General features: G+C 67.9%; 19 protein-coding genes and 1 pseudogene. 3 read left to right on the top strand and 17 right to left on the bottom strand.

Annotated elements, in window-relative coordinates:
• The first annotated feature begins 157 nt into the window (after positions 1 to 157).
• Both PL79_RS30635 and PL79_RS30630 read left to right on the top strand, forming a co-directional pair.
• Positions 158 to 1,444: an Nramp family divalent metal transporter gene (locus PL79_RS30635; protein WP_044843186.1), complete on the top strand. Its 1,287-nt coding sequence runs from the start codon at positions 158 to 160 to the stop codon at positions 1,442 to 1,444.
• 104 nt (positions 1,445 to 1,548) lie between these two features.
• Entirely contained in the window at positions 1,549 to 2,784 is a 1,236-nt protein-coding gene (locus PL79_RS30630) for a DUF2252 family protein (protein WP_044843185.1), read from the top strand.
• A gap of 65 nt (positions 2,785 to 2,849) precedes the next feature.
• On the opposite strand, the gene PL79_RS30625 is transcribed toward PL79_RS30630, so the two are convergent.
• The 16 genes and pseudogenes from PL79_RS30625 to PL79_RS30550 form a co-directional block, all read right to left on the bottom strand.
• The gene (locus PL79_RS30625) at positions 2,850 to 3,251 is read right to left on the bottom strand and encodes a PPC domain-containing DNA-binding protein (protein ID WP_044843184.1); all 402 of its coding nucleotides are present in this window, start codon (positions 3,249 to 3,251) and stop codon (positions 2,850 to 2,852) included.
• 169 nt (positions 3,252 to 3,420) lie between these two features.
• Positions 3,421 to 3,972: a GNAT family N-acetyltransferase gene (locus tag PL79_RS30620; RefSeq protein WP_044843183.1), complete on the bottom strand. Its 552-nt coding sequence runs from the start codon at positions 3,970 to 3,972 to the stop codon at positions 3,421 to 3,423.
• A gap of 165 nt (positions 3,973 to 4,137) precedes the next feature.
• Positions 4,138 to 5,538 carry an MFS transporter gene (locus PL79_RS30615; protein WP_044843182.1) on the bottom strand — a complete coding sequence of 467 codons (1,401 nt, stop codon included), beginning with the start codon at positions 5,536 to 5,538 and terminating at the stop codon, positions 4,138 to 4,140.
• 38 nt (positions 5,539 to 5,576) lie between these two features.
• On the bottom strand, positions 5,577 to 6,821 hold the full coding sequence (locus tag PL79_RS30610; RefSeq protein ID WP_044843181.1) for an NAD(P)/FAD-dependent oxidoreductase: 1,245 nt from the start codon (positions 6,819 to 6,821) through the stop codon (positions 5,577 to 5,579).
• A complete protein-coding gene (locus PL79_RS30605; RefSeq protein ID WP_044843180.1) occupies positions 6,818 to 7,780 on the bottom strand; it encodes a VOC family protein in 963 nt (320 codons plus the stop codon). Before PL79_RS30605 ends, PL79_RS30610 begins: the two co-directional genes overlap by 4 nt.
• 18 nt (positions 7,781 to 7,798) lie before the next feature.
• Entirely contained in the window at positions 7,799 to 9,289 is a 1,491-nt protein-coding gene (locus PL79_RS30600; protein ID WP_044843179.1) for an aldehyde dehydrogenase, read from the bottom strand.
• Between the two features lie 111 nt (positions 9,290 to 9,400).
• Positions 9,401 to 10,229 (bottom strand): annotated as a pseudogene (locus PL79_RS30595) (aspartate dehydrogenase).
• Positions 10,222 to 11,892: a thiamine pyrophosphate-binding protein gene (locus PL79_RS30590; RefSeq protein WP_044843177.1), complete on the bottom strand. Its 1,671-nt coding sequence runs from the start codon at positions 11,890 to 11,892 to the stop codon at positions 10,222 to 10,224. The pseudogene PL79_RS30595 and the gene PL79_RS30590 overlap by 8 nt, the downstream one beginning before the upstream one ends.
• Positions 11,885 to 12,682: an SDR family oxidoreductase gene (locus PL79_RS30585; RefSeq protein WP_044843176.1), complete on the bottom strand. Its 798-nt coding sequence runs from the start codon at positions 12,680 to 12,682 to the stop codon at positions 11,885 to 11,887. Before PL79_RS30585 ends, PL79_RS30590 begins: the two co-directional genes overlap by 8 nt.
• Positions 12,679 to 13,536 (bottom strand): IclR family transcriptional regulator, encoded by an 858-nt coding sequence (locus PL79_RS30580; RefSeq protein ID WP_044843175.1) that lies wholly within the window; start codon positions 13,534 to 13,536, stop codon positions 12,679 to 12,681. Before PL79_RS30580 ends, PL79_RS30585 begins: the two co-directional genes overlap by 4 nt.
• 100 nt (positions 13,537 to 13,636) lie before the next feature.
• On the bottom strand, positions 13,637 to 14,548 hold the full coding sequence (locus PL79_RS30575) for an alpha/beta fold hydrolase (RefSeq protein ID WP_044843174.1): 912 nt from the start codon (positions 14,546 to 14,548) through the stop codon (positions 13,637 to 13,639).
• A gap of 18 nt (positions 14,549 to 14,566) precedes the next feature.
• Positions 14,567 to 15,094 carry a cupin domain-containing protein gene (locus PL79_RS30570; RefSeq protein WP_034180369.1) on the bottom strand — a complete coding sequence of 176 codons (528 nt, stop codon included), beginning with the start codon at positions 15,092 to 15,094 and terminating at the stop codon, positions 14,567 to 14,569.
• A gap of 33 nt (positions 15,095 to 15,127) precedes the next feature.
• The gene (locus PL79_RS30565) at positions 15,128 to 15,898 is read right to left on the bottom strand and encodes an SDR family oxidoreductase (RefSeq protein WP_044843173.1); all 771 of its coding nucleotides are present in this window, start codon (positions 15,896 to 15,898) and stop codon (positions 15,128 to 15,130) included.
• Positions 15,891 to 16,961, bottom strand: coding sequence for an aromatic ring-hydroxylating oxygenase subunit alpha (locus PL79_RS30560; protein WP_044843172.1), 1,071 nt, complete (start codon positions 16,959 to 16,961; stop codon positions 15,891 to 15,893). Before PL79_RS30560 ends, PL79_RS30565 begins: the two co-directional genes overlap by 8 nt.
• A 60-nt stretch (positions 16,962 to 17,021) precedes the next feature.
• On the bottom strand, positions 17,022 to 17,333 hold the full coding sequence (locus PL79_RS30555; RefSeq protein ID WP_044843171.1) for a recombinase-like helix-turn-helix domain-containing protein: 312 nt from the start codon (positions 17,331 to 17,333) through the stop codon (positions 17,022 to 17,024).
• A 3-nt stretch (positions 17,334 to 17,336) separates the two neighbouring features.
• Positions 17,337 to 17,654: a non-heme iron oxygenase ferredoxin subunit gene (locus PL79_RS30550; protein ID WP_006758060.1), complete on the bottom strand. Its 318-nt coding sequence runs from the start codon at positions 17,652 to 17,654 to the stop codon at positions 17,337 to 17,339.
• Between the two features lie 450 nt (positions 17,655 to 18,104).
• On the opposite strand from PL79_RS30550, the gene PL79_RS30545 reads away from it, so the two are divergent.
• A complete protein-coding gene (locus PL79_RS30545) occupies positions 18,105 to 19,184 on the top strand; it encodes a porin (protein WP_044843170.1) in 1,080 nt (359 codons plus the stop codon).
• A 120-nt stretch (positions 19,185 to 19,304) separates the two neighbouring features.
• On the opposite strand, the gene PL79_RS30540 is transcribed toward PL79_RS30545, so the two are convergent.
• Positions 19,305 to 20,249 (bottom strand): IclR family transcriptional regulator, encoded by a 945-nt coding sequence (locus PL79_RS30540; protein WP_044843169.1) that lies wholly within the window; start codon positions 20,247 to 20,249, stop codon positions 19,305 to 19,307.
• Positions 20,250 to 20,518 lie beyond the last annotated feature (269 nt).

Genomic DNA, 20,518 nt, shown 5'->3' with positions numbered 1-20,518 from the left:
TCCCCGCCCGTCGGCCGAGCCGGTCTTCCATCGCGTCAAATTGCGTTCGGTTGCACCGCGTCTGGCGGTCGCATCCCATAACCCGCCCGCGCCGCCGCGCGTTCCGTCGGGCATGCCAATTGCGACTCGATTGCCCCCTTCCCCACGAGTCGCGATCATGAACGACAACGAGTCCCTCGATTCCGCGGAGCAGCGTCCGCGTGCCGCAACGTGGCTCCGCCGCCTCGGGCCGGGCCTCGTCACCGGTGCCGCGGACGACGATCCGTCCGGCATCGGCACGTACTCGCAGGCGGGTGCGCAGTTCGGCTTCGAATTGCTGTGGACGCTCTTGCTGACGTATCCGCTGATGACGGCGATCCAGCTGGTCAGCGCGCGCATCGGCCGCGTGACGGGCAAGGGCCTCGCGTCGAACATACGCACGCACTATCCGCCGTGGCTGCTCTACGTCACCGTCGTGCTGCTGATCGTCGCGAACGTAATCAACATCGCGGCCGACCTGTCGGCGATGGGCGCGGCGGTCAAGCTGCTGCTGCACGGCTCGCAAGAACTCTACGTCGTGTGCCTCGGAGGCGCATCGGCCCTGCTGCAGATCCTCGTGCCGTACGACCGCTACGCGCGCCTGCTCAAATGGACCGCGCTGGTCCTGCTCGCCTACGTCGCCGTGGCGCTCATCGTGCCCGTCCCGTGGGGCGAGGTCGGCCGTGCGCTCGTGTTGCCGCGCGTCCAGTTCTCCGCCGCCTACCTGACCACGGTCATCGCCGTGCTCGGCACCACGATCAGCCCGTACCTGTTCTTCTGGCAGGCATCGCAGGAAGTCGAGGAGCTGCGCGCGGTGCCGAACCAGCAGTCGTTGCGGCACGCACCTCACCAGGCCCCCGCGCAGCTGCGCCGGATCAACTTCGATACGTGGGTCGGGATGGGCGTGTCGAACGTCATCGCGTTCTTCATCACGCTGACGGCCGCGGCCACGCTGAACCTGCACCACATCGACGTGAAGACGTCGGCGGATGCCGCGCGGGCGCTCGAGCCGATCGGCGGGCACTTCGCGTACGTGCTGTTCGCGCTCGGAATCATCGGCACCGGCCTGCTGGCGCTGCCGGTCCTCGCGGGGTCGGCCGCCTATGCGGCCGCGGGCACTTTCCGCTGGCGCAGCAGCCTCGCGCTGCAATTCGGCGTCGCGCGCGAGTTCTATGCGGTCATCGCACTGGCGATCATCGGCGGCGTCGCGATCACGTTCATGCATTTCGACCCGATCCGCGCGCTCTACTGGAGTGCGGTCATCAACGGCGTGACCGCCGTGCCGATCATGGTCGTGATGATGCTGATGGCCCACAGCACGCGCATCATGGGCAAATTCGCGATCACCGGCCTGCTGGCCTGGGGCGGCTGGCTCGCGACGTTCGCGATGGCGGTCGCGGCGTTGGGCGTGTTCGTGCCGGGTTGAGCAGGTGGAGCCGCGCCGGCCGGCGCGGCGCCGGATACACCGACGTCACGCGAGCCGGCACACGCACCGGCGACGGATGCCGCGGAACAGAAGGAGAACGCATCGTGGCGAAGAAAGCATCGGGATCGGCACGGCTGCCGTCCAGCGACCAGCGCGCACAGATTCTCGCGCGCCTGCGCAGCGGCAAGATGGCGCGCTCGATACACACGTATACGCGCGGCAGCGCCGAGCGCTTCTACGCATGGCTCGCGGACCATCGCTCCGGCACCCTGCCCGACGGCCCCGCGGTATGGATCGGCGGCGACTGCCATCTCGGCAATCTGGGGCCCGTCGCGGCGAAGACGGGCGAGGTTGCCGTGCAGATCCGCGATCTCGACCAGAGCGTGATCGGCAATCCCGTACACGACCTGCTGCGTCTCGGCTTCTCGCTCGCGACCGCGGCGCGCAGCTCCGATCTGCCCGGCATCATCACGTGGCGGATGGTAGAAGCGCTCATCGCCGGATACGAGCAGGCGTTCGACAGCCGGCACCGCGCCGAGACCAGTCACCTGCAACGCCCAACCGCGATCAAGATCGCGATGAAGGCGGCGCTGCACCGATCGTGGCGCAAGCTCGACCGGCAGACGATCCAGAACGTCACGCCGCGCATTCCGCTCGGCAAACGCTTCTGGCCGTTGTCCGAGCGCGAGCGGAGCGCCATCCACGCGCTGTTCGAATCCACCCCGGATTCGCCGATCGGCGCGGCGCTCAGCCGCGCGCCACACCGCGACGCGAGGATGAAGGTGCTCGACGCCGCCTTCTGGGTAAAGGGATGCAGCTCGCTCGGACGGCGCCGCTTCGCGGTCATGCTCGATATCGACGACGCGTGTTCCGACGGCCATCCGCCGTATCTGATCGACATCAAGGAGGCCGCGGCGGCGAAGGCCCCGAAGGATCCCGGCGTGCGCATGCCGCGCGATCCCGCGCAACGGGTGCTCGAAGGCGCGCGGCACGTATCGCCGATGCTGGGCAGCCGGATGTGCGCGGCACGCCTCGACGGATGCCCCGTCGTCATACGCGAATTGATGCCGCAGGATCTGAAACTGGACGCGGAACGGATGTCGGAGGCCGATGCGGTCAAAGTCGCGCGCTATCTGGCGCTGGTGATCGGCAACGCGCATGCCGCGCAGATGGACCACGCGACGCAACGCGCGTGGTGCAGCGAGTTGCGGCGCCAGCACCCGAAGACGGCCGACGCGCCGTCATGGCTGTGGCGAAGCATCATCGAACTGATGGCCGCGCACGAAGAGGCGTATCTCGAACATTGCCGGCGCCATGTGGTCGGCAAGACGGTCCGTTGACATCGCCGCCGGTCGTGCGTCGTTGCGATGGACGCGCGATCGTGAACGGCCCGGCCCGCGCGATCTCAGTCTTTCGCCGGACGGACCACCAGCTCGTTGAACCCGGTGAGCGCATCGTGCTCGCGGGAAAAACGATGCGCGGGCAACGATACGAGCAGGATCTCGGCGGTCGTGCGCACCACGCAGCCGGTCGCGACGTGGCCGCCCGAGACGCGGCCGTGCGCGTCGGACACCGCCATGTGCAGGTGCGCGCCGTCCGGCGAGACCGAACCGGCCAGCGTCAGGATCTCGAGATCGCCGCGCAGCTCGGTCGGCGCAGCGACGCCGGCATAGCGCAGCTGCGCGACGTTCAGGCTGCCGATGCCCTGGATCACGAATGCTGCATGCGCGTCGAGTCGACGCAGCGCCTGCTCGATCGACGCGCGCAGATCGTCGCCGGGGGAAAGACGCAGAGGATGGGCTTGCATGGGCGGTAACCTGCTGATGGAGTCGGCGGTAGGCAAAGCGTACGTTCGACACGGCAATCCGGCAAGCCGCCAGCCGGATCGGACGCCGCGCCTGCGTCGCGACTACGGGAACGATGCCGATGCGCAATTCGTTCGCACCGGACACGCCGCGTCACCCGCATCACCCGCATCACCCGCGACGATCGCGCGCGAGCAAACCGTACAGCGCGCTGTCCGACACCTCGTCGCCGACGATCCAGCGTTCGCGCAGCACGCCTTCCCTGACGAACCCGAGCCGTTCGAGCAACGCGGCCGAAGCGACGTTGCGCGGATCGATGTCGGCCTCGATGCGGTTCAGGCGCAGTGTGCCGAACGCGTGGTCGATGACCGCCGACGCGGCCTCGCGCATATAGCCGCCGCGCCAGTAGCGGCGCCGCAGGCTGAAGCCGATTTCCGCACGCCGGCATTGCTCGTGCGCATGAAACAGCACGCATTCGCCGAGCACGTCGCCGGTGTCCCGCGCTTCGAGCACGCAGACGAGATCCTGGCCGCTGGCGGTCGTCGCGAGGTTGCGCGCGACGCGCTCGGCGGCCTGCCGCCAATCCGTGAGCGGCGCGAACGACGCATAGCGCATCGCCTGTGCATCGGACCAGAGGTCGAAGAACGCGTGAGCGTCCGTGTCGCGAAGCGGACGCAGGACGAGGCGGGACGTATGCAGCGTGACGGGTTCGAGCAAGGGCATCGCGGCGGCCGGGGAAAAAACGCAAGCATGAATTAGAACACGCTATCCGGAGGCCGGCCATCGCGTGCGTTCGCGCTGTCCGGCACGCACGATCCGCTGCCCGAAACGAAAAAAGCCCGGACACATCGTCCGGGCCTTCCACATCGCCTTTGCCGCGCGCCGCGCTTATGCCTCGAGCGCTTCGAGCACCTTCCCCTTCGTCTCGATCCCGACGAAATGAACGGTCACGGCGGCGATCAGCGGCACGATGCCGATCAGGTAGAACGCCGGCGCGAGATTGCCGCCGATGATCGCGTGCGGCACGATCATCGGCGCCGCGAACGACGCGATCTTCAGCCACGCGCTGCCGAGCCCGCAGCCCGACGCGCGGATGCTCGTCGGATACTGTTCCGGCGTATAGACGTACGCGGTGATGAAGCCCGATGCCATCAGCCCCAGCGACAGCGAGCAAAAGGTCGCGACGACGTACACCGACGACGCGTGGTAGATGCCCGCGAACGCCAGCGACAGCGCGCACAGCACGAACGACCACACGATCACCGGCTTGCGGCCGAGCTTGTCGACCAGCAGCGCGGACGCGAGCGAACCGAGCACGCCCATCACCGAGCCGATCACCGCGAGATTCAGCGCGAGCTGCAGCGGCGCGTGATAGAAGTTCTTGTAGATCGTCGGCAGCCACGTGGACAGCCCGTACTGGATGAACCCGCAGGTCGCCCACAGCGTCGCCACCGCGAGCGTGCGCTTGCGATACGCGGCGCTGAACAGGTCGCTCATCCGGCGCTTCGGGTGCTGGCGCACCATCTCGTCGTACGCGGCCACCTGCGTGACCGGCGGCAGTTCGCCGCGCACCGACGCTTCGAACACGCCGACCGCGCGCCCGGCTTCCGGGAGCCGCCCGCGCGACGCGAGCCAGCGCGGCGATTCCGGCACCAGACGCGTGAGCACCAGCGCGAGGATCAGCGGCAGCCCGCCGACGAAGTACATGATCTCCCAGCCGAACCGCGGCACGAGCCACGCGCCGAGCGCCATCGATACCAGCAGGCCGATCGGGAACACGATTTCGTACAGCAGCACGAAGCGGCCGCGGCCGTGCGCGCGCGTGATTTCGTTGATGTACGTCGCCGCGACCGGCAGCTCGCCACCGAGGCCGAGCCCCTGCAGGATCCGCAGCAGCACGAACACCTCGAACGTCGGCGCGAAGCCGCACGCGATGCTGGTGATGCCGATCACCGCGGAACTCCACGCGATCGCCTTCACGCGGCCATGCTTCTCCGCGAGCGCGGGAAACAGGAATGCGCCGATCAGCTGGCCGATCGCGCCGGACGCGATCAGCATGCCGATCTGCGTCGGCGACAGCCCCCACTTGTGAATCAGCAGCGGCAGCGTCGCCGCGATCGTGATCACGTCGAAGCCGTCGAAGAACGTCGCGGTGCCGATCAGCACGCGCGCGCGGATCTGCATCGCGTTGGCCGGAAGCCGCTCGAGCCGCGCGATGATCGCGCCGGGCGTGGAGGCGGCAGCTTCCATCGTGGCCCTGCCGGCCACGACGTTGTCGAAAGTGCTCATGCGGGGTGTCTCCTGGGTCTTTGTACCGGTTTCGCCGGTCAGGCAAGCGCTTGGGTCGTGTCCGCCAGGGCTTCCGTGTTCACTGCCCGGCCCTGGTTCATCCACTTGCGTGCGAGCTTGAGCTCGCGCGCGTTGTTGATGGCGATGACACCTCTCACATGTCCGTCGCCCACGAAAAACAGCGTCGCGCGTCGCGCGGCGAGATCGCCGCGCACGACGAGCTGCGCATCGGCCGGCAGATCGCCGAGGATCTGCAGGTTCACGTCGTATTGATCGGACCAGAACCACGGAATCTCGGCGTACGGCGCGCGCACGCCGAGCACGGCCTTCGCGGCCGCGATCGCCTGGTTCTGCGCGTTCGCCCACGATTCGAGCCGCACGCGCCGCTTCAGCCAGCCGTTGTGATGGTTCGCGACGTCGCCGCACGCGAAGATCGCCGGATCGCTGGTCGCGCCGAATTCGTCGACCACGATGCCGTCGTCGACGGCGAGGCCCGCGTCGCTCGCGAGTGTCGCGTTCAGCGCGAGGCCGATGCCGGCCACCGCGAAATCGGCGTCGATCGTCGTGCCGTCCGCAAGCGTCGCGCGCACCTTCGATGCGTCGTCCGGCTGCGCGTCGAGCGATGCGAGCGCCGCGCCGAGGCGCACGTCGACACCGTTCGCGCGATGCAGGTCGAGCAGGAAGTCCGACACGACCTGCGGCACCGAGCGGCCGCACAGCCGCGGCGCGCCTTCGACGACCACCGCTTCGACGCCGAGCTTGCGCGCGGTCGCCGCGACCTCGAGGCCGATCCAGCCGCCGCCGATCACGAGCACACGCCGGCTCGCGCGCAGTTTCTCGCCGAGCGCGGCCGCTTCGTCGAGCGTACGCAGGTAATGCAGGTTCGGGGTCCTGACGATCGAGTCAGGCAAGCGGCGCGACGTGCCGCCGGTCGCGATCACGAGGCGGTCGTATTCGACTTCGAGGCCGCTTTCGATTTTCACCACGCGGCGCGCACGGTCGATCGACACCGCGCGTTCCGGCTGCCATGCCTCGACGTTCAGCGCGGCGAATTCGTCCGGGCGCACGACGCGCACGGTCTCGATGTCGGCGTCACCGGCCAGCACGGCCTTCGACAGCGGCGGACGCTCGTACGGCAGGTGCGGCTCGTCGGCGATCATCACGAGACGGCCCGCGAAGCCCTCCGCGCGCAGCGTCTTCAGCACCCAGCCGGCGGCCTGGCCGCCGCCGATCACGACGACCGTGCGAGGCGCGGCCGGTTCCTGCGAGTTCGTTGCGCTCATGATTTGCGCTCCGTCATGAACTTGCCTTCCGGCGCCTTCGCATTCTTCTGCCGGCGCGTGTTGCCGTCGAGGCCGCCGTCGACGGCCCATTCGGCGAACACGGTCGGGCCCGGTTCGAATTCGCGCGGCTGCCATTCGGGCGTCAGCACGTCTTCGTCCGCGTAGTACTCGATCAGCGCGCCGGCCGGGTTCTGGAAGTACCAGAAATACGCGGACGAGACCGGATGACGCCCCGGGCCGAGCTGCGTTTCCCAGCCGCAGCGGTCGATGTGCATGCCGCCGCCGAACACTTCGTGGATGTCGCGCACGGTGAACGCGACGTGGTTCAGGCCGCGCTTGCCATTGGGCAACGCGAGCAGGAACAGGTCGTGGTGGCCGCCGTGCGGCGCGCAGCGCATGAACGCGCCGCGGCCCGGATAGCGGTCCGACGTCTCGAAGCCGAGCAGCTCGTGATAGAACTTCTCCTGCGCGTCGAGGCAGTTCGTGAAGAACACGACGTGCCCGACCTCGACCGGCTCGGCGCGCGCATAGATCGGGCTCGGCTGGTCGACCCGCGCCGTCCGGCCCCACACGTTCGACGGCGAGCCGGTGATGTTGAGCGCGCGCTTGCGCGTCACCTCGATGCGGATCGCCATCCCGTTCGGATCGATGCAGCCGACCGCATCGTCCTGCGCGTAATAGCCGGGCTGGCCGGCCAGCTTCGTGCGCAGCGCGTCGACTTCCTGCTGCGTCGCGACGCCCCACGTGACTTCGCGCAGCGTCGGGCCCGCTTCGAACGCGGGCGGCAGCGACGGATCGTCGGCCTTCACGACCAGCACGGTGCAGCCGTTCAGCGTTTCGAAACGTGCGCGCGTGTCGTCGTGCGCGACTTCCTTCAGGCCCCAGTCGGCGAAAAAGCGCCGGCACGTCGCGAGGTCGTCGACACCGTACGTGATCTGCTCGATACCCAAGATGCTCATTGCGTCATTCCCCTTCGCTCAGTTCGCCCACGGCAGCGGCGCGTCGTTCAAGCCCCAGTACAGGCTTTTCTGCTGCATGTACTCGCGGATGCCGAGACGGCCCTTCTCGCGGCCCATCCCGCTCTCCTTCCAGCCCGAGAACGGCGTGGAGATCGAAAACAGCTTGTACGTGTTGATCCAGACGGTGCCCGTCTCCAGTGCCCGCGCGATGCGCCATGCGCGCTTGTAGTCGCGGGTCCAGATGCCGGCGGCGAGGCCGAACACGCTGTCGTTCGCCTGCGCGATCAGCGACGCTTCGTCGTCGAACGGCATCGCGACCAGCACCGGCCCGAAGATTTCCTCCTGGCAGATGCGCGCGCTGTTCGGCAAGCCTTCGAGAATCGTCGGCTGGTAGAAGAAGCCGTCCTCGCGCCCGTCGCCCGACGGCCGTTCGCCGCCGCACAGCAGGCGGCCGCCTTCCTCCAGCCCGAGCGCGACGTAGCGTTCCACCGACTCGCGATGCTTCGCGGTGATCAGCGGGCCCATCTGCGTGTCGGGCCGCGTCGGGTCGCCCACGCGCAGCTTGCGTGCGCCCGCGACCAGGCGCTTCATGAACGCGTCGTATACCGAGCGCTGCACGAACAGCCGCGAACCCGCGATGCACGCTTCGCCCGACGAGCTGAAGATGCCGTACAGCACGCCGTTCACCGCGTGATCGAGATCCGCGTCGTCGCATACGATCGTCGGCGACTTGCCGCCGAGTTCGAGCGATACGGGCATCAGCTTTTCCGCCGCGATGCGCGCGATGCCGCGACCCACTTCGGTGCCGCCGGTAAACGACACCTTCTTCACGAGCGGATGGCGCACCAGCACGTCGCCGATCACCGAGCCCTTGCCCGGCAGCACGCTCAGCACGCCCTTCGGCACGCCGGCTTCCTCGCAGATGCGGGCCAGCGCGAGCGACACGAGCGGCGTCACCTCGGCAGGCTTGAGCACGACCGCGTTGCCGCCGGCGAGCGCCGGCGCGAGCTTCTGCGCGTCGGACGCGATCGGCGAATTCCACGGCGTGATCGCGGCGATCACGCCGATCGGCTCGTGCACGCTCATCGTCAGGTAGTCGCCGCGCGACGGCGTCAGTTCTTCGTCGAGCGTTTCCAGGCACGCCGCGAAATAGCGGAACGTGTTGGCCGCACTCGCCACCAGCACGCGCGTCTCGCCGATCGGCTTGCCGTTGTCGCGGCGTTGCAGGTTCGCGAGCGCCTCGTGACGCTGCATGATCAGGTCGGCGATCCGGTACAGCACCAGCGCGCGCTGGTGCGGCTTGAGGCCGGCCCAGTCGGCGCGCCGCCACGCTGCGTCGGCGGCCACGACGGCGTCGGCCGCGTCTTCCGCGTTCGCCGTCGAGACTTCCATGTTCAGCGACTGGTCGGCCGGATAGATGCTCGCGTAAGGCGCGCCGCGGCCGCGCCGCCACTCGCCGCCGATCAGGATGTCGCCGTTGGGTACGAGGCTCGTATCGAATGGAGTCATGTCACAAGTCCCACAAATCTGTCTCTGCGCAGCCGCCCGCGCCGTGGCGCCGGCGGCCGTTCAATGGCCCGAATGGCCGCGTCGGCCTGGTTGTCCGGGTTGTCTGCCTGCTCAGATCACGCAGCGGGCCGCGCGGTTGCGCAGCGCGCGGATCGCGCTGTACGCGGTCAACGCGGACGTCTTCGGGTTGTCGGGCAACGGCTTGCCGCTCATTTCGAGCGACATCTCGCCGAACGCGCCGCGCGCGGTGATGCGGTGCACGTTGCGTTCGACCGCCGGATCGGCGATCAGGCGCACGTGCGTCGCGTCGAGGCCGAGGCCCGCGAGCGCGACCGTCGCCGCGACGTTCGCGTTCTTCGGATACAGGCGCGCGCGGCGTCGCGCGCACTGCCTTCGAAGATCACCTTTTCCCCGGTCATCGCACGCAAGTCGCACAGCTCCTCGGCGGCGTGCCGAGCCAGCCGAGCGGCGGCTTGCGGCCGACGTACAGCACTTCGTCGAGGCCGCCCTGCTTCGCGGACGCCAGCGCGTCGATCCCGCCGATCGCGCCGGACAGCAGCGTCACCGTCGTGCCGCCCTCGTCGGCCGCCTGCGACAGCACGTCGAGCAGCGCGAGGTCGGACAGCGCGCCGATCGATGCGACCGCGCAGTCGGTGCCGGCCTTCAGCAACGGCACGACGTGATCGACGAGCGCGCTGTGACCCGCGCATTCGAGCGCGAACTCGGGGCGGCGAGCCAGCGCGTCGACCGACGACACGACCTCCACCGCGCCGCCGAGCTCGCGCTGCACCGCGTCGCGCTGATGCTCGGGCACGATCACGTGCGCGACGCGCAACGACGCATCGTGCTCGACCGCGTGATACACGGCGGCACCGATCGCGCCGAAGCCGATCATCGCGACGTCGACGGGCGCATGCCCGTGTCGCTGGCCGTTATGCATACTGGCGCTCCGACGGCGTCTCTTCCTTCTTCACCGGCGGGCCCGCGAACTGCGATGCGAACGAGCCGACCGACAGCATGTCGACTTCGACCATCACCGGCCCTTCCTTCGCGATCCCTTCGCGCACGATCGCTTCCGCCTGGTCGAGCGACGTGATCCGGTAGTGCGTGAGGCCGAAGCTCGCGCAGAACTGCGCGAAATCCGGCTGGTGCAGCTGCACGAAGCAGCGCCGGCCGCCGTAGTGCGCGTCCTGGATGTTGCGGATCACGCCGTAGCACTGGTCGTTCATCAGCACGATCATCACGTTCGCGTTTTCCTGCACGGCCGTCACGAGCTCGCCGACGTTGACCATCAGGCCGCCGTCGCCGACCAGGCAGACCGTCTTCGCCGCCGAGCCGGCCAGCGCCGCGCCGATGCCCATCTGGATGCCCTGGCCGATGCCGCCGCCGAGCGCATGCACGCCCGCGCGCGGTTCGAAGATCTTCAGCAGGCGGTTGCCCCACGTGCTGTTCGAGATCGTCACGTCGCGCACCCAGTTGTAGTCGCGGCCCACTGCGCCCTGCAGCGTATCGACCAGCTTCTTGTACGGCCCGAGGCCTTCCGCCACGCTCGCGACGGCCGCTTCGCGCGCCGCCGCGAGATCGCCCGCGAACTGCGGATCGACCGACAGGCGGCCTTCGAGGCGATCGGCCAGCTCGGCCAGCACGCGTTTCGAATCGCCGTGCACGAACAGCTCGTTGCGATAGCCGCGGTTGTCGGCGAGCGCATCGGCGTCGACGCGGAACAGCGGCTGCGGCAGCGCGAGCTTGTACTTCAGCGTCTCGTTGCCGCGCAGGCGCGAGCCGACCACGACGAGCGCGTCGCAGGTCTTGTAGAACGCTTCGACCGCCGAATGCACGTTGAACGCGCCGAGCGTCGCCGGGTGATCCTCGGGCAGCACGCCGCGGCCCTGCACGCTCGTCACGACGCCGAAGCCGAGCTTCACCAGGCGTTCGACTTCCGCACGCGCATGACGCGCACCGCCGCCGAGCCACAGCAGCGGACGGCGCTTGGCCGCCAGCGCGTCGGCGAGCTTCGCGACGCGTGCGTCATCGTGCTCGCGCACCGCGACGTGCGCCGGCGCGAGATCTTCCGGCCATTCGATTTCGGCGGCCTGGATGTCGATCGGGATCTCGACCGACACGGGGCCCGTCGGCGCCGTCTGCGCGATGCGCACGGCTTCGCGGATCGTCGGCAGCACGGTCTCGACCGTGCGCACGCGGAACGCGGCCTTCGAGATCGCATCGAGCATCGTGAGCTGGTCCGGAGCTTCGTGGATGTACGCCAGATCCTGGTCGAGGTACGGCGTCTCGATCTGCCCCGTGATGTGCAGCAGTGCCGTGCCGGCCGTCAGCGCCTCGACCATCGCGCCGGCCGCGTTGCCCGCCGCCGTGCCGGTGCTCGTGAACGCGACGCCGAGGCCGCCCGACACGCGGGCCAGCCCGTCGGCCATGTTCACCGCGCCCGCTTCGCCGCGCGCGCCGACATACCGGATGTTGCCGCGCGAGTTGATCGCGTCGAGGATCGGCATGTTGTGGATCGAGATGACACCGAATGCGGTTTTGACGTCGCACTGCTCGAGAAAGGCGGCAATCAGCTCGCCAACCGTGGTTTTTTTAGACATGGCGTGCAAAGCCTCCAGAAACGTCGATATGGCTGCCCGTCGTGTAGGACGACAGATGCGTTGCGAGATAAAAAAGTGCCCAGGCTGCCTCGTCGGGCTTGCCGAAGCGGTTCAGCGGAATGTTCTTCTTGCGGGCGAGCGCGCCCGTCCAGTCCTCCCAGCTTTCGCCGGCCGGCGCCTGCGCTTCGTAGCGGCGGCGCCACTGCCCCGACTCCACGATGCCGATCAGGATCGAGTTCACGCGGATGCGCTGCGGCGCGAGTTCGGTCGCGAGCGACTTCACGAGGCTCAGCACGCCCGCGCGCGCCGACGACGTCGCGACCATGTGCGGCTCCGGCTGCAGCGCGAGCAGCGAATTCACGCAGGTGATCGTCGGCGCGGCCGCATCGCGCAACAGCGGCAGGAATGCGCGCGTCGGGCGGATGATGCTGAAGTACTTCAGTTCGAGCTCTTCGCGCCATGCGTCGTCGGTCGTGTCGACGAAAGTCGACACGCGGCCCTGGCCTGCGTTGTTGACGAGCATGTCGGCGCGGCCGAAGCGGTCGGACACGGCCTGCGCGAACGCGGCCACGTCGGCTTCGTCGAGCACGTTGCAGCGCACCGCGAGCAGCGGCGCGCCCGTATATTTCTCGCCGAGCATCGCCTCGGCGCGCGCGAGACGCTCGCCGTCGCGGCCGCAAATCGCGACCGATGCGCCGGCCTGCAGGAACCGTTCGGCAGTCGCGAGGCCGATGCCGGACGAACCGCCCGTCACCACCGCCACCTGCCCGGTCAGATCGATCTGAATCATCGCAGTCCTAAAGCCTTGAGAAACGTGTGCTCGTCATCCGAGCGGTAATTGAGCCGCCGCGACAATTCCGCCGCCGCGCGCTGCACCTTGTCGATCAGGCCGTCGGCGATCAGCGCCGCGTCGATCTCCGGCCGCGGCACCGTCACCGTGATGCACGCGACGATCCTCTGCGTGTCGTTGCGCACCGGCGCCGTGACCACCGAAATGCCGCGCTCGAACGACGAATTGCTGACGCCGTAGCCGCGCAGCGCATCTTCCCGGATCACTTCGTAGAGCGCGTCGACGGATTCCGGCGTCGCACTCGTCATCCGGTTCAGCGCGCCTTCCGGATACAGCGCCCGCAACTCCTTCAGCGACAGGTCGCCCATCAGAACGTGGCCGTGGGTCGTCGCATGCGCGGGCAGCCGCGTGCCGACGTTCACGCGAATCGAGCTGAACACCGGCGACTGGCTCTGCGCCTTCGCGACGAACACCACGTCGCGGCCGTCACGGATCACGATGTGCGTCGTGAAGCCGGTCGCATCGCGCAGGCTCTCGATCACCGGCAGGCCGAGATCGGTCAGCTCGAGCGAGCTCAGGTATTCGAAGCCGAGCCGCAGCACGGCGATGCCGAGCTTGTAGTTGCGATCCTTGTCCGCGCGCTCGAGAAAGCCGAGCGATTCGAGCGTCTGCAGAAGACGGAACACCGTCGTGCGCGGAATGCCGAGGCGCTTGGACAGTTCCGGCGCGCCGAGCACCGGCTCGCGCGGCGAGAATTCGGCGAGGATCCGCAAACCGCGTTCGAGGCCCGGCACCACGTAGTTGGCCTCGGACTTCGCGGTGTCCGCATCCTGTTGTTGCAACGGTTCGCTCATGATGCCTCCGGTCGGGCCGCCCCAGGGGCACGTTGAAATGCATGTCGGGATTGAGCGGGCTGCGCCCCCCCAAGCGAACGAATGTGAGCGTGGGGGTAGTTCATTCCAGCCCCCGTTGACGGTCGCATTGACGGCAGAACGCGTCGATCAGCGACGAGTAGACCGCCGGCGCTTCCACGTAGCCCGCATGACCGGCCTGCGGAATCACTTGCAGCCCGACGTGCGCGGCAGCGGCGATCCGCTCGCAGGCAGCCGGCGGCGTGATCGCGTCGTTCGCGCCGACCGCCACCGCCGTGCGGCCGCGAAAGCCGGCGAGATCGGACGCGAGATCGGCGTTCGCGAGCAGATGCGTGGCCTGCGCATAACCGGCCGGCACGATGCGCGCCATGTTCCAGCGTACCCATGCACGCGCATCCTCGCTCGCGAAACCCGACAGCATGTTGCCGCTGCGCTGTTCGGCGAGCCCGGCCGGGCCGAGTTCGTCGAGCATCGCGAGGCGTGCATCGCGGCGCGTGTCGCGCGTTTCCGCGGGCGCGCTGCCGTAACCGCCCGCGGGCGAGATCAGCAGCAGGCCGGCGATCCGCGCGGGCATCACGCGGGTCAACCCGCCCGCGACGATCGCGCCGAGCGAATGCCCGACCAGCACGCAGCGTTCGATGCCGAGTGCCTCGAGCCACGCGTTCAGCGACGCCGCGTAATCGGCGGCGACCGGCGACGCGCCGTGCACGGGCGTCGACACGCCGTAGCCGGGCGCATCCCACGCGAGCACGCGGCGCGACGCGCCGAGCGAGTCGAGCTGGCACACCCACGATGCGGCGCCCGAGCCGATCCCGTGCAGCAGCACGACGGGCAGCGCGCGGCCCGCATGCTGCGCGCCGGCCTCGCCTGCGCCAGCCTCACGGTAGCCGATCGTGCCCGCCGCGCCGGCCGCGCAGCGCTGTTCGGGAAACTGCCCGAGCAGCGCTGCGAACGCCGCGGTGCGGTCGCGTTCACGTTTGTCGATGACACGCATTGCTTGCTCCGCCCCGTCTCAGCGCTTGATCTTCGCGAGCGGCGAATCCGGCGGATACGTCGGCGTGATGGGCTTCGGCGAACCGAGCATCACGCACATCAGCGCGTCTTCCTCGCCGATGTTGATTTCCGTGCGGTACACGCCCGGCGGCACCGAGATCAGGTCGCGCTCGCCGAGGATCGCTTCCCAGGTCTCGCCGTCGCGCTCGCAGATCACCTTCATCTTGCCGCGCAGCACGAAGAAGATTTCTTCCACGTCGATATGGATGTGGCTCGGGCCGATGTTGCCGGCCGGAATGACCATCGTCGAGAACGTGAAGTTGCCGGCCGGCACCGTGTTGACGTCCTTCGCGACGCCCGTGCCGCCCGTGCCGACGTAGCGCATCTGCGCACGACGGTACTTCGGGTCGTAGTCGGCCTGGAACTTCAGTGCGTCCCAGTCGTAGCGCCGCGTCGCGTAGCGCGCGACGCGCCCTTCCATCCAGTCGTTGAAGCTTGCGCCTTCCGGCTGGTCCCACGACTTGCGTTCGAGATCGGCGTCCGCCATCGTCCTCTCCTTCATCAGAGTGAAAACTTCAATTCAATTCATTACGAAGCCGCCGTTCACCGGCAGCAGTTGACCCGTCACGAAGCGCGCGCCGTCCGACAGCAGGAACAGCACGGGGCCCGTCACGTCCTCGGGCACCTGCGCGCGCGTCAGCGCGCGGCCCTGCATGTAGAACGCGTGGCGTTCCGCCGGCACGTAGGCCGTCGCCTCGACTTCGGTGAGCCCCGGCGCGATCGCGTTGACCGTCACGCCGTGGGCGCCGAACTCGCGCGCCTGCGCATGCGTCATCGCGATCACCGCGCCCTTGCTGGCGACGTACGCGAGCAGCTTCGGCGCGCCCCACAGCGCGGTGTCCGATGCGAGGTTCACGATCGCGCCGCGGCCCGATTGCGCGAGGTACGGCAGCGCCGCATTGCTGACGAGCCAGACGCCGCGCACGTTCACGTTCATCACGGCATCCCAGGTCGACACGTCGAGCTCCGTCGACAGCTTGCCGCCCGAGTTCGTGATCGCCGCGTTGTTGATCAGTGCGTCGATGCCGCCGAGCGCCGCCGCGCCCTGCGCGACGAAAGCCGTGACGCTCGCCGGATCGGCCAGGTCGAGCGTGAAGAATTGCGCGGTGTGGCCGGCTTGCGTGAGCTGCGCGGCCAGCGCGCGGCCCTCTTCGGCGAGCACGTCGCCGAATGCGACCTGCGCGCCCGCTTCGACGAGCGCCTTCACGAACGCCGCGCCGAGACCGCGCGCGCCGCCCGTGACGAGCACGCGGCGCCCCGGCAGAGACACGACCGGAGCGAACTCAGCCATTCGACGGCTCCGCCGCGGCCTGCGCCGCGCGATGCGCGTCGAGCGCGGAAAGATGCTCCTGCGCACGCGTGCGCAGCATCCGGCGCACGCGCGTCATGCCGACGTCGTGCTGGTACAGGTATTCGTGATCGCGCGCGTTCGGCGCGAGGCTCTCGAGGACGTAGCGGTCCTGCTCGAGCACGTCCCAGTGCAGGCCTTCGAGGCGGTTGCGGTACATGAAGCGCCACACGTCGCGCTGCCAGCCGCTGACCTTGCGCGTACGCCAGAAGTAGACCTGGCAGTTGTCGCCGTCGACCGGCGTCGCGAAGCCGATGATCCCGAAGTTGCCGCCCGGGCCGAACTTCTGCTTGTACGGAATCGCGAGGCGCATCCACAGGCAGCCGGTTTCGCCGAGCTCGACCCAGTCGAAGTTCACGTCGCGCTGGCCGATCTTCTCGAACATCAGGCCCGTTTCCGTCTTCCGCACGCGCATGTCGGCCTGCTTGTCGCCTTCGGCCATCGAGTGCGACGTCGCGTGCAGGTACGCGCCGTGCATCGGGTCCATCACGTTGTCGATCGCGTACTGGTAATTGCACTTCCAGTTCGACACGCACAGGAAGTGCGCGTATTCGTCGGCGACCAGTTCTTCCGGCAGGTTCAGCGGCGCCGGCTCGCCGTGCGCTTCGTCGCCAAACCACAGGAAGATCGCGCCGGCCTTCTCTTCGACCGGATACGACTTCACGCACTTCGTGCCTTCGAGCGGACAGTTCGATACGGCCGGCACGCGGTTGACCGTGCCGCCGCCGTCGACTTCGATGCCGTGATACCAGCACGCGATGCTGCCGCCGAGGTTCCAGCCGAGCGACAGGCGCGCGCCGCGGTGCGGGCAACGGTCTTCGAGCGCATGGACTTTGCCTTCGTGATCGCGCCACAGCACGATCTGCTCGGACAGGCGCGTGAGGCCGACGGGCGCATTCGACACCTGCCAGCTGGGCGCAACGGGATACCAGTAGTTCTTGATGCCGCGGTCGAGATAGTCGCGGACCGGGTCGTGTTGTGTTTCGTGTTGTGCGGGGGACGTCATCAGTGTGCTCCGGATGCGGTTGTCGGGTCGGCGCTCAGGCGTGCGGCGCGGTCGGTGCGCTCATTCCGCCAGCGAGGCCATTTCGGCGCGGAAGCGCTCGGGCGTCCACGCCGTGCCGTCCGGCGCGCGGAAGCCGATGCGGTTCAGGCCCGCGACGACCTCGTCCAGCTCGGTCGCGCCGCTCTCGAACACGCGTTCGAGCGCATCGCCCAGATCGTTCTCGTACTGCGTCGGCTCGGCCTTGCGGTTTTGCCAGATGCGGTTCTCGACCTGGCCCGGGATCTCGATCTGCCCCTTGCCGGCGACGTTGTTCGGCTGCGGCGCCACCCACGGCTTCAGGAACGGATTGAAGTTGACGGTCGCTTCTTTCATCGGTTACTCCACCTTGATCTGGATTTCCTCGCCAGCCAGGCGCACCGCGTACTGCTTCAGCGCGCGCCCGCCCGGGCCCTTCAGGCATTCGCCCGTCTTGATGTCGAACACGGCCTCGTGCAGAGGACATTCGACCGTGCCTTCGTCGACGAACCCCTGCGTCAGCAGCGCGTAGGCATGCGGGCACACGTTCTCGAGCGCATACACCTCGTCGCCGACGCGGTAGATCCCGATTTCGACGCCGTCGGTCCGCTTGAACTCGATCGGCGTGTCTTCCGACAGCGCGCCGGCGTGCCCGGCACAAACCCATTGTTCAGACATCTCACACCCTTCCTTCTGATCGACTCTCGGTTCGCCCCGGGTTTGTTCCATACCCGGAACAGCAGTTTATGGATGGTGATTATAGGAGTGACTTCCCACGAGTAAAACAAAAAGCTGCACGTCCTAGGGAAAACACCGACCGCCGGGTCGACGATCGCCGCCACTCATCTTCAAAAAGGTGATTTTTTGTTTAGTGTCGGGGATTTAAGTCCTTTTTTCAGGACGCTCGGTCCCGTGTTGCGGATCGTCACCACCCGCATCCGGCCCGATAAATTTATTTTTGATCCGGCGCACGACACCTCTATACTTCATTCCATCAGAGGCACATTGTTCCTTATATGGAACATTAAAAATGCCCGCCCGGTGGTGAAGAACGCGCGACGGCCGGCCGTCCCCCGCGCCCGCCGCCACGGCACGTTTCTCATCAGGTTTGGAGAGTCAGGAGATCAAATGGTCAAGCAAGCGGTAGCAGCAGCAATCATCGGAATGGGCGCGATGTCGGGCGCCTGGGCACAAAGCAGCGTGGTGCTGTACGGCAGCCTGGATGCCGGCGTCGCCTATGTGAACAACGTCGGCGGCCACGCGAAGTGGGCGATGATCCAGGGCAACACGCAACCCGACCGGTGGGGGCTGAAAGGCAAGGAAGACCTCGGCAGCGGCCTGTCGGCGATCTTCCAGCTCGAAAACGGCTTCTATACGAACAACGGCCAGTTCGCGACCGCGAACACGATCTGGAACCGCGCGGCCTTCGTCGGCCTCAGCTCCGACCGCTACGGCACGCTGACGCTCGGCCGCCAGACGCCGCTGACGTTCGACTATCTCGATCCGCTCAGCACCGCGTATCTCGCGCTGAGCTGGTATGCGTTCCATCCGGGCAACATCGACGGGCTCGCCGCGACCGGCAACGTGCCGTACAACAACGCGGTCAAGTACCGTTCGCCGAGCTTCGCCGGCTTCTCGGCCGCGGCGGCGATGGCGCTCGGCAACACGACGAACTTCTCGACCGGCAAGTCGGTCGGGGTCGCGCTGAACTACGCGAACGGGCCGTTCAAGGCGTCGGCCGTCTACTCGAACGAGCACGACCGCGCGATCCTGATCAGCCAGACGGGTATCACGTCGTTCCAGGGGCAGAACACCGCGACTGGCTACATCGCGAACAAGGTCGAGAACATCGGCGCGGGCGCGTCCTACCAGATCGGCGACTTCCTCGTGCACGGCCTCTACACGCGCGTGAAGATGCAGTCGAACGGGTTTTCCGACACGTTCCAGAGCTACGACGCGGGCGTGAACTACCGCAGCAGCGCGTTCAACACGATCGCGGGCGGCGCGGCGACCACGACGCTGGCCGGCCGCCGCTGGACGCAGGTCGAGCTCGGCGACATCTATGCGCTGTCGAAGCGCACGCAGCTGTATGCGAACGTGCTGTACGAGCACGGTTCGGGCGGCGCGAAGGCCGCGTTCTTCACGGCCGGCGCGTCGAGCACCGCGAACCAGGTGATCGTGCTGACCGGCATCCATCACTCGTTCTGAGCGGCGGCGGGCGGATGCGCCCGACGGCGGAAACGAAAAGAGCAGCCCGCGGGCTGCTCTTTTTTTGACTACTTGCGACAGGCTACTGACGAAGCCGCGCGACGCGGCTCATGCCGCGAATCAGAACATCGCGACCCGATGGCGCGCGTGCGCGAACGTCGGGTCGCTTTCGAGCGGCCGGTAGTTCAGCCGCTGCGACAGGTCGACCGCCGCGCCGCATACCGCTTCGACGAGCCGCTCCTTCTCGCCGGCCTCGCCGATTTCCGAGCGCGGCACCGTCGCGGTGATCGCCGCGACGATCGCGCCCGAATGGTCGCGCACGGGTGCGGTCACGGCCGAGATGCCGCTCTCGAACGCGGCTTCGCTGACCGCGTAGCCGAGCCGCGCGTAATGACGCACGCGCTCGTACAACTCATCCACCGTGCCCGGCGTGCGCTCGGTGAACTGTTCGAGGCGCTTCTCCGGATACAGCTGGCGCAGCGCGTCGCGCGTGAGGTCGCCCATCAGCACATGGCCATGCACGGTCGCGTGCGCGGGCAGCCGCGTGCCGACGTGCACCTTCACCGAGCCGAACATCGATGTGTTGCTCTGCGCCTTCGCGACGAACACGACATCGCGCTGGTCGCGGATCAGCAGGTGCGTCGACAGGCCCGTCGCATCGCGCAATCGTTCGAGCACGGGCGTGCCGAGATCGGTCAGTTCCAGCGAATTCAGGTATTCGAAGCCGAGCCGCAGTACGCCGACGCCGAGCCGGAAATAACGGTCGCCGTTCACGCGCTCGAGAAAGCCGAGCGCTTCGAGCGTCTGCAGCAGGCGGAAGGTGGTCGTGCGCGGAATGCCGATGCGCTTCGACAGCTCGGGCGCGCCGAGCACCGGCTCGCGCGCGGAGAATTCGGCGAGGATCCGCAGCCCGCGCTCGAGGCCCGGCACCAGATACGACGACGCGCCGCCCGACGATTCGTCGTCGCCCGCGGCCTGCTTCGACGCGTCGTGGTCGACGTCGTCGCCGGCTGTCGCGCGCGGCGCGCTTGCCGGCTTCGCCGGCGGTTTCGATGCGCCGCTCATCGTTGGATTGATCCTGTGCACATGGACGGAATGGAAGCGTTCACGAATGACCCGCAATGCTTGATTATGGATTTTCGACCGGACCGGATCAACACGATCCGGCGCAGGCGGCCGATGGCCCGGCGCGCCCGAATCGGGTCGCCGGACTGTCATATAGCCTGATGCGATCGAAAGGATAACAGCGATAGACAGGACTGCCCACCGGAACGTCGCCGTAGGCAAGGCGGGCCGCCGGCCCTGCTCATCCGCGATCGGGATGCCTCACGTGC

The sequence above is a fragment of the Burkholderia sp. USMB20 genome (genome assembly GCF_000949135.2).
Lineage (GTDB): Bacteria > Pseudomonadota > Gammaproteobacteria > Burkholderiales > Burkholderiaceae > Burkholderia.
The sequence above is the reverse complement of the archived record's forward strand: the minus strand, read 5'-3'. Positions and strand labels throughout refer to the sequence as shown.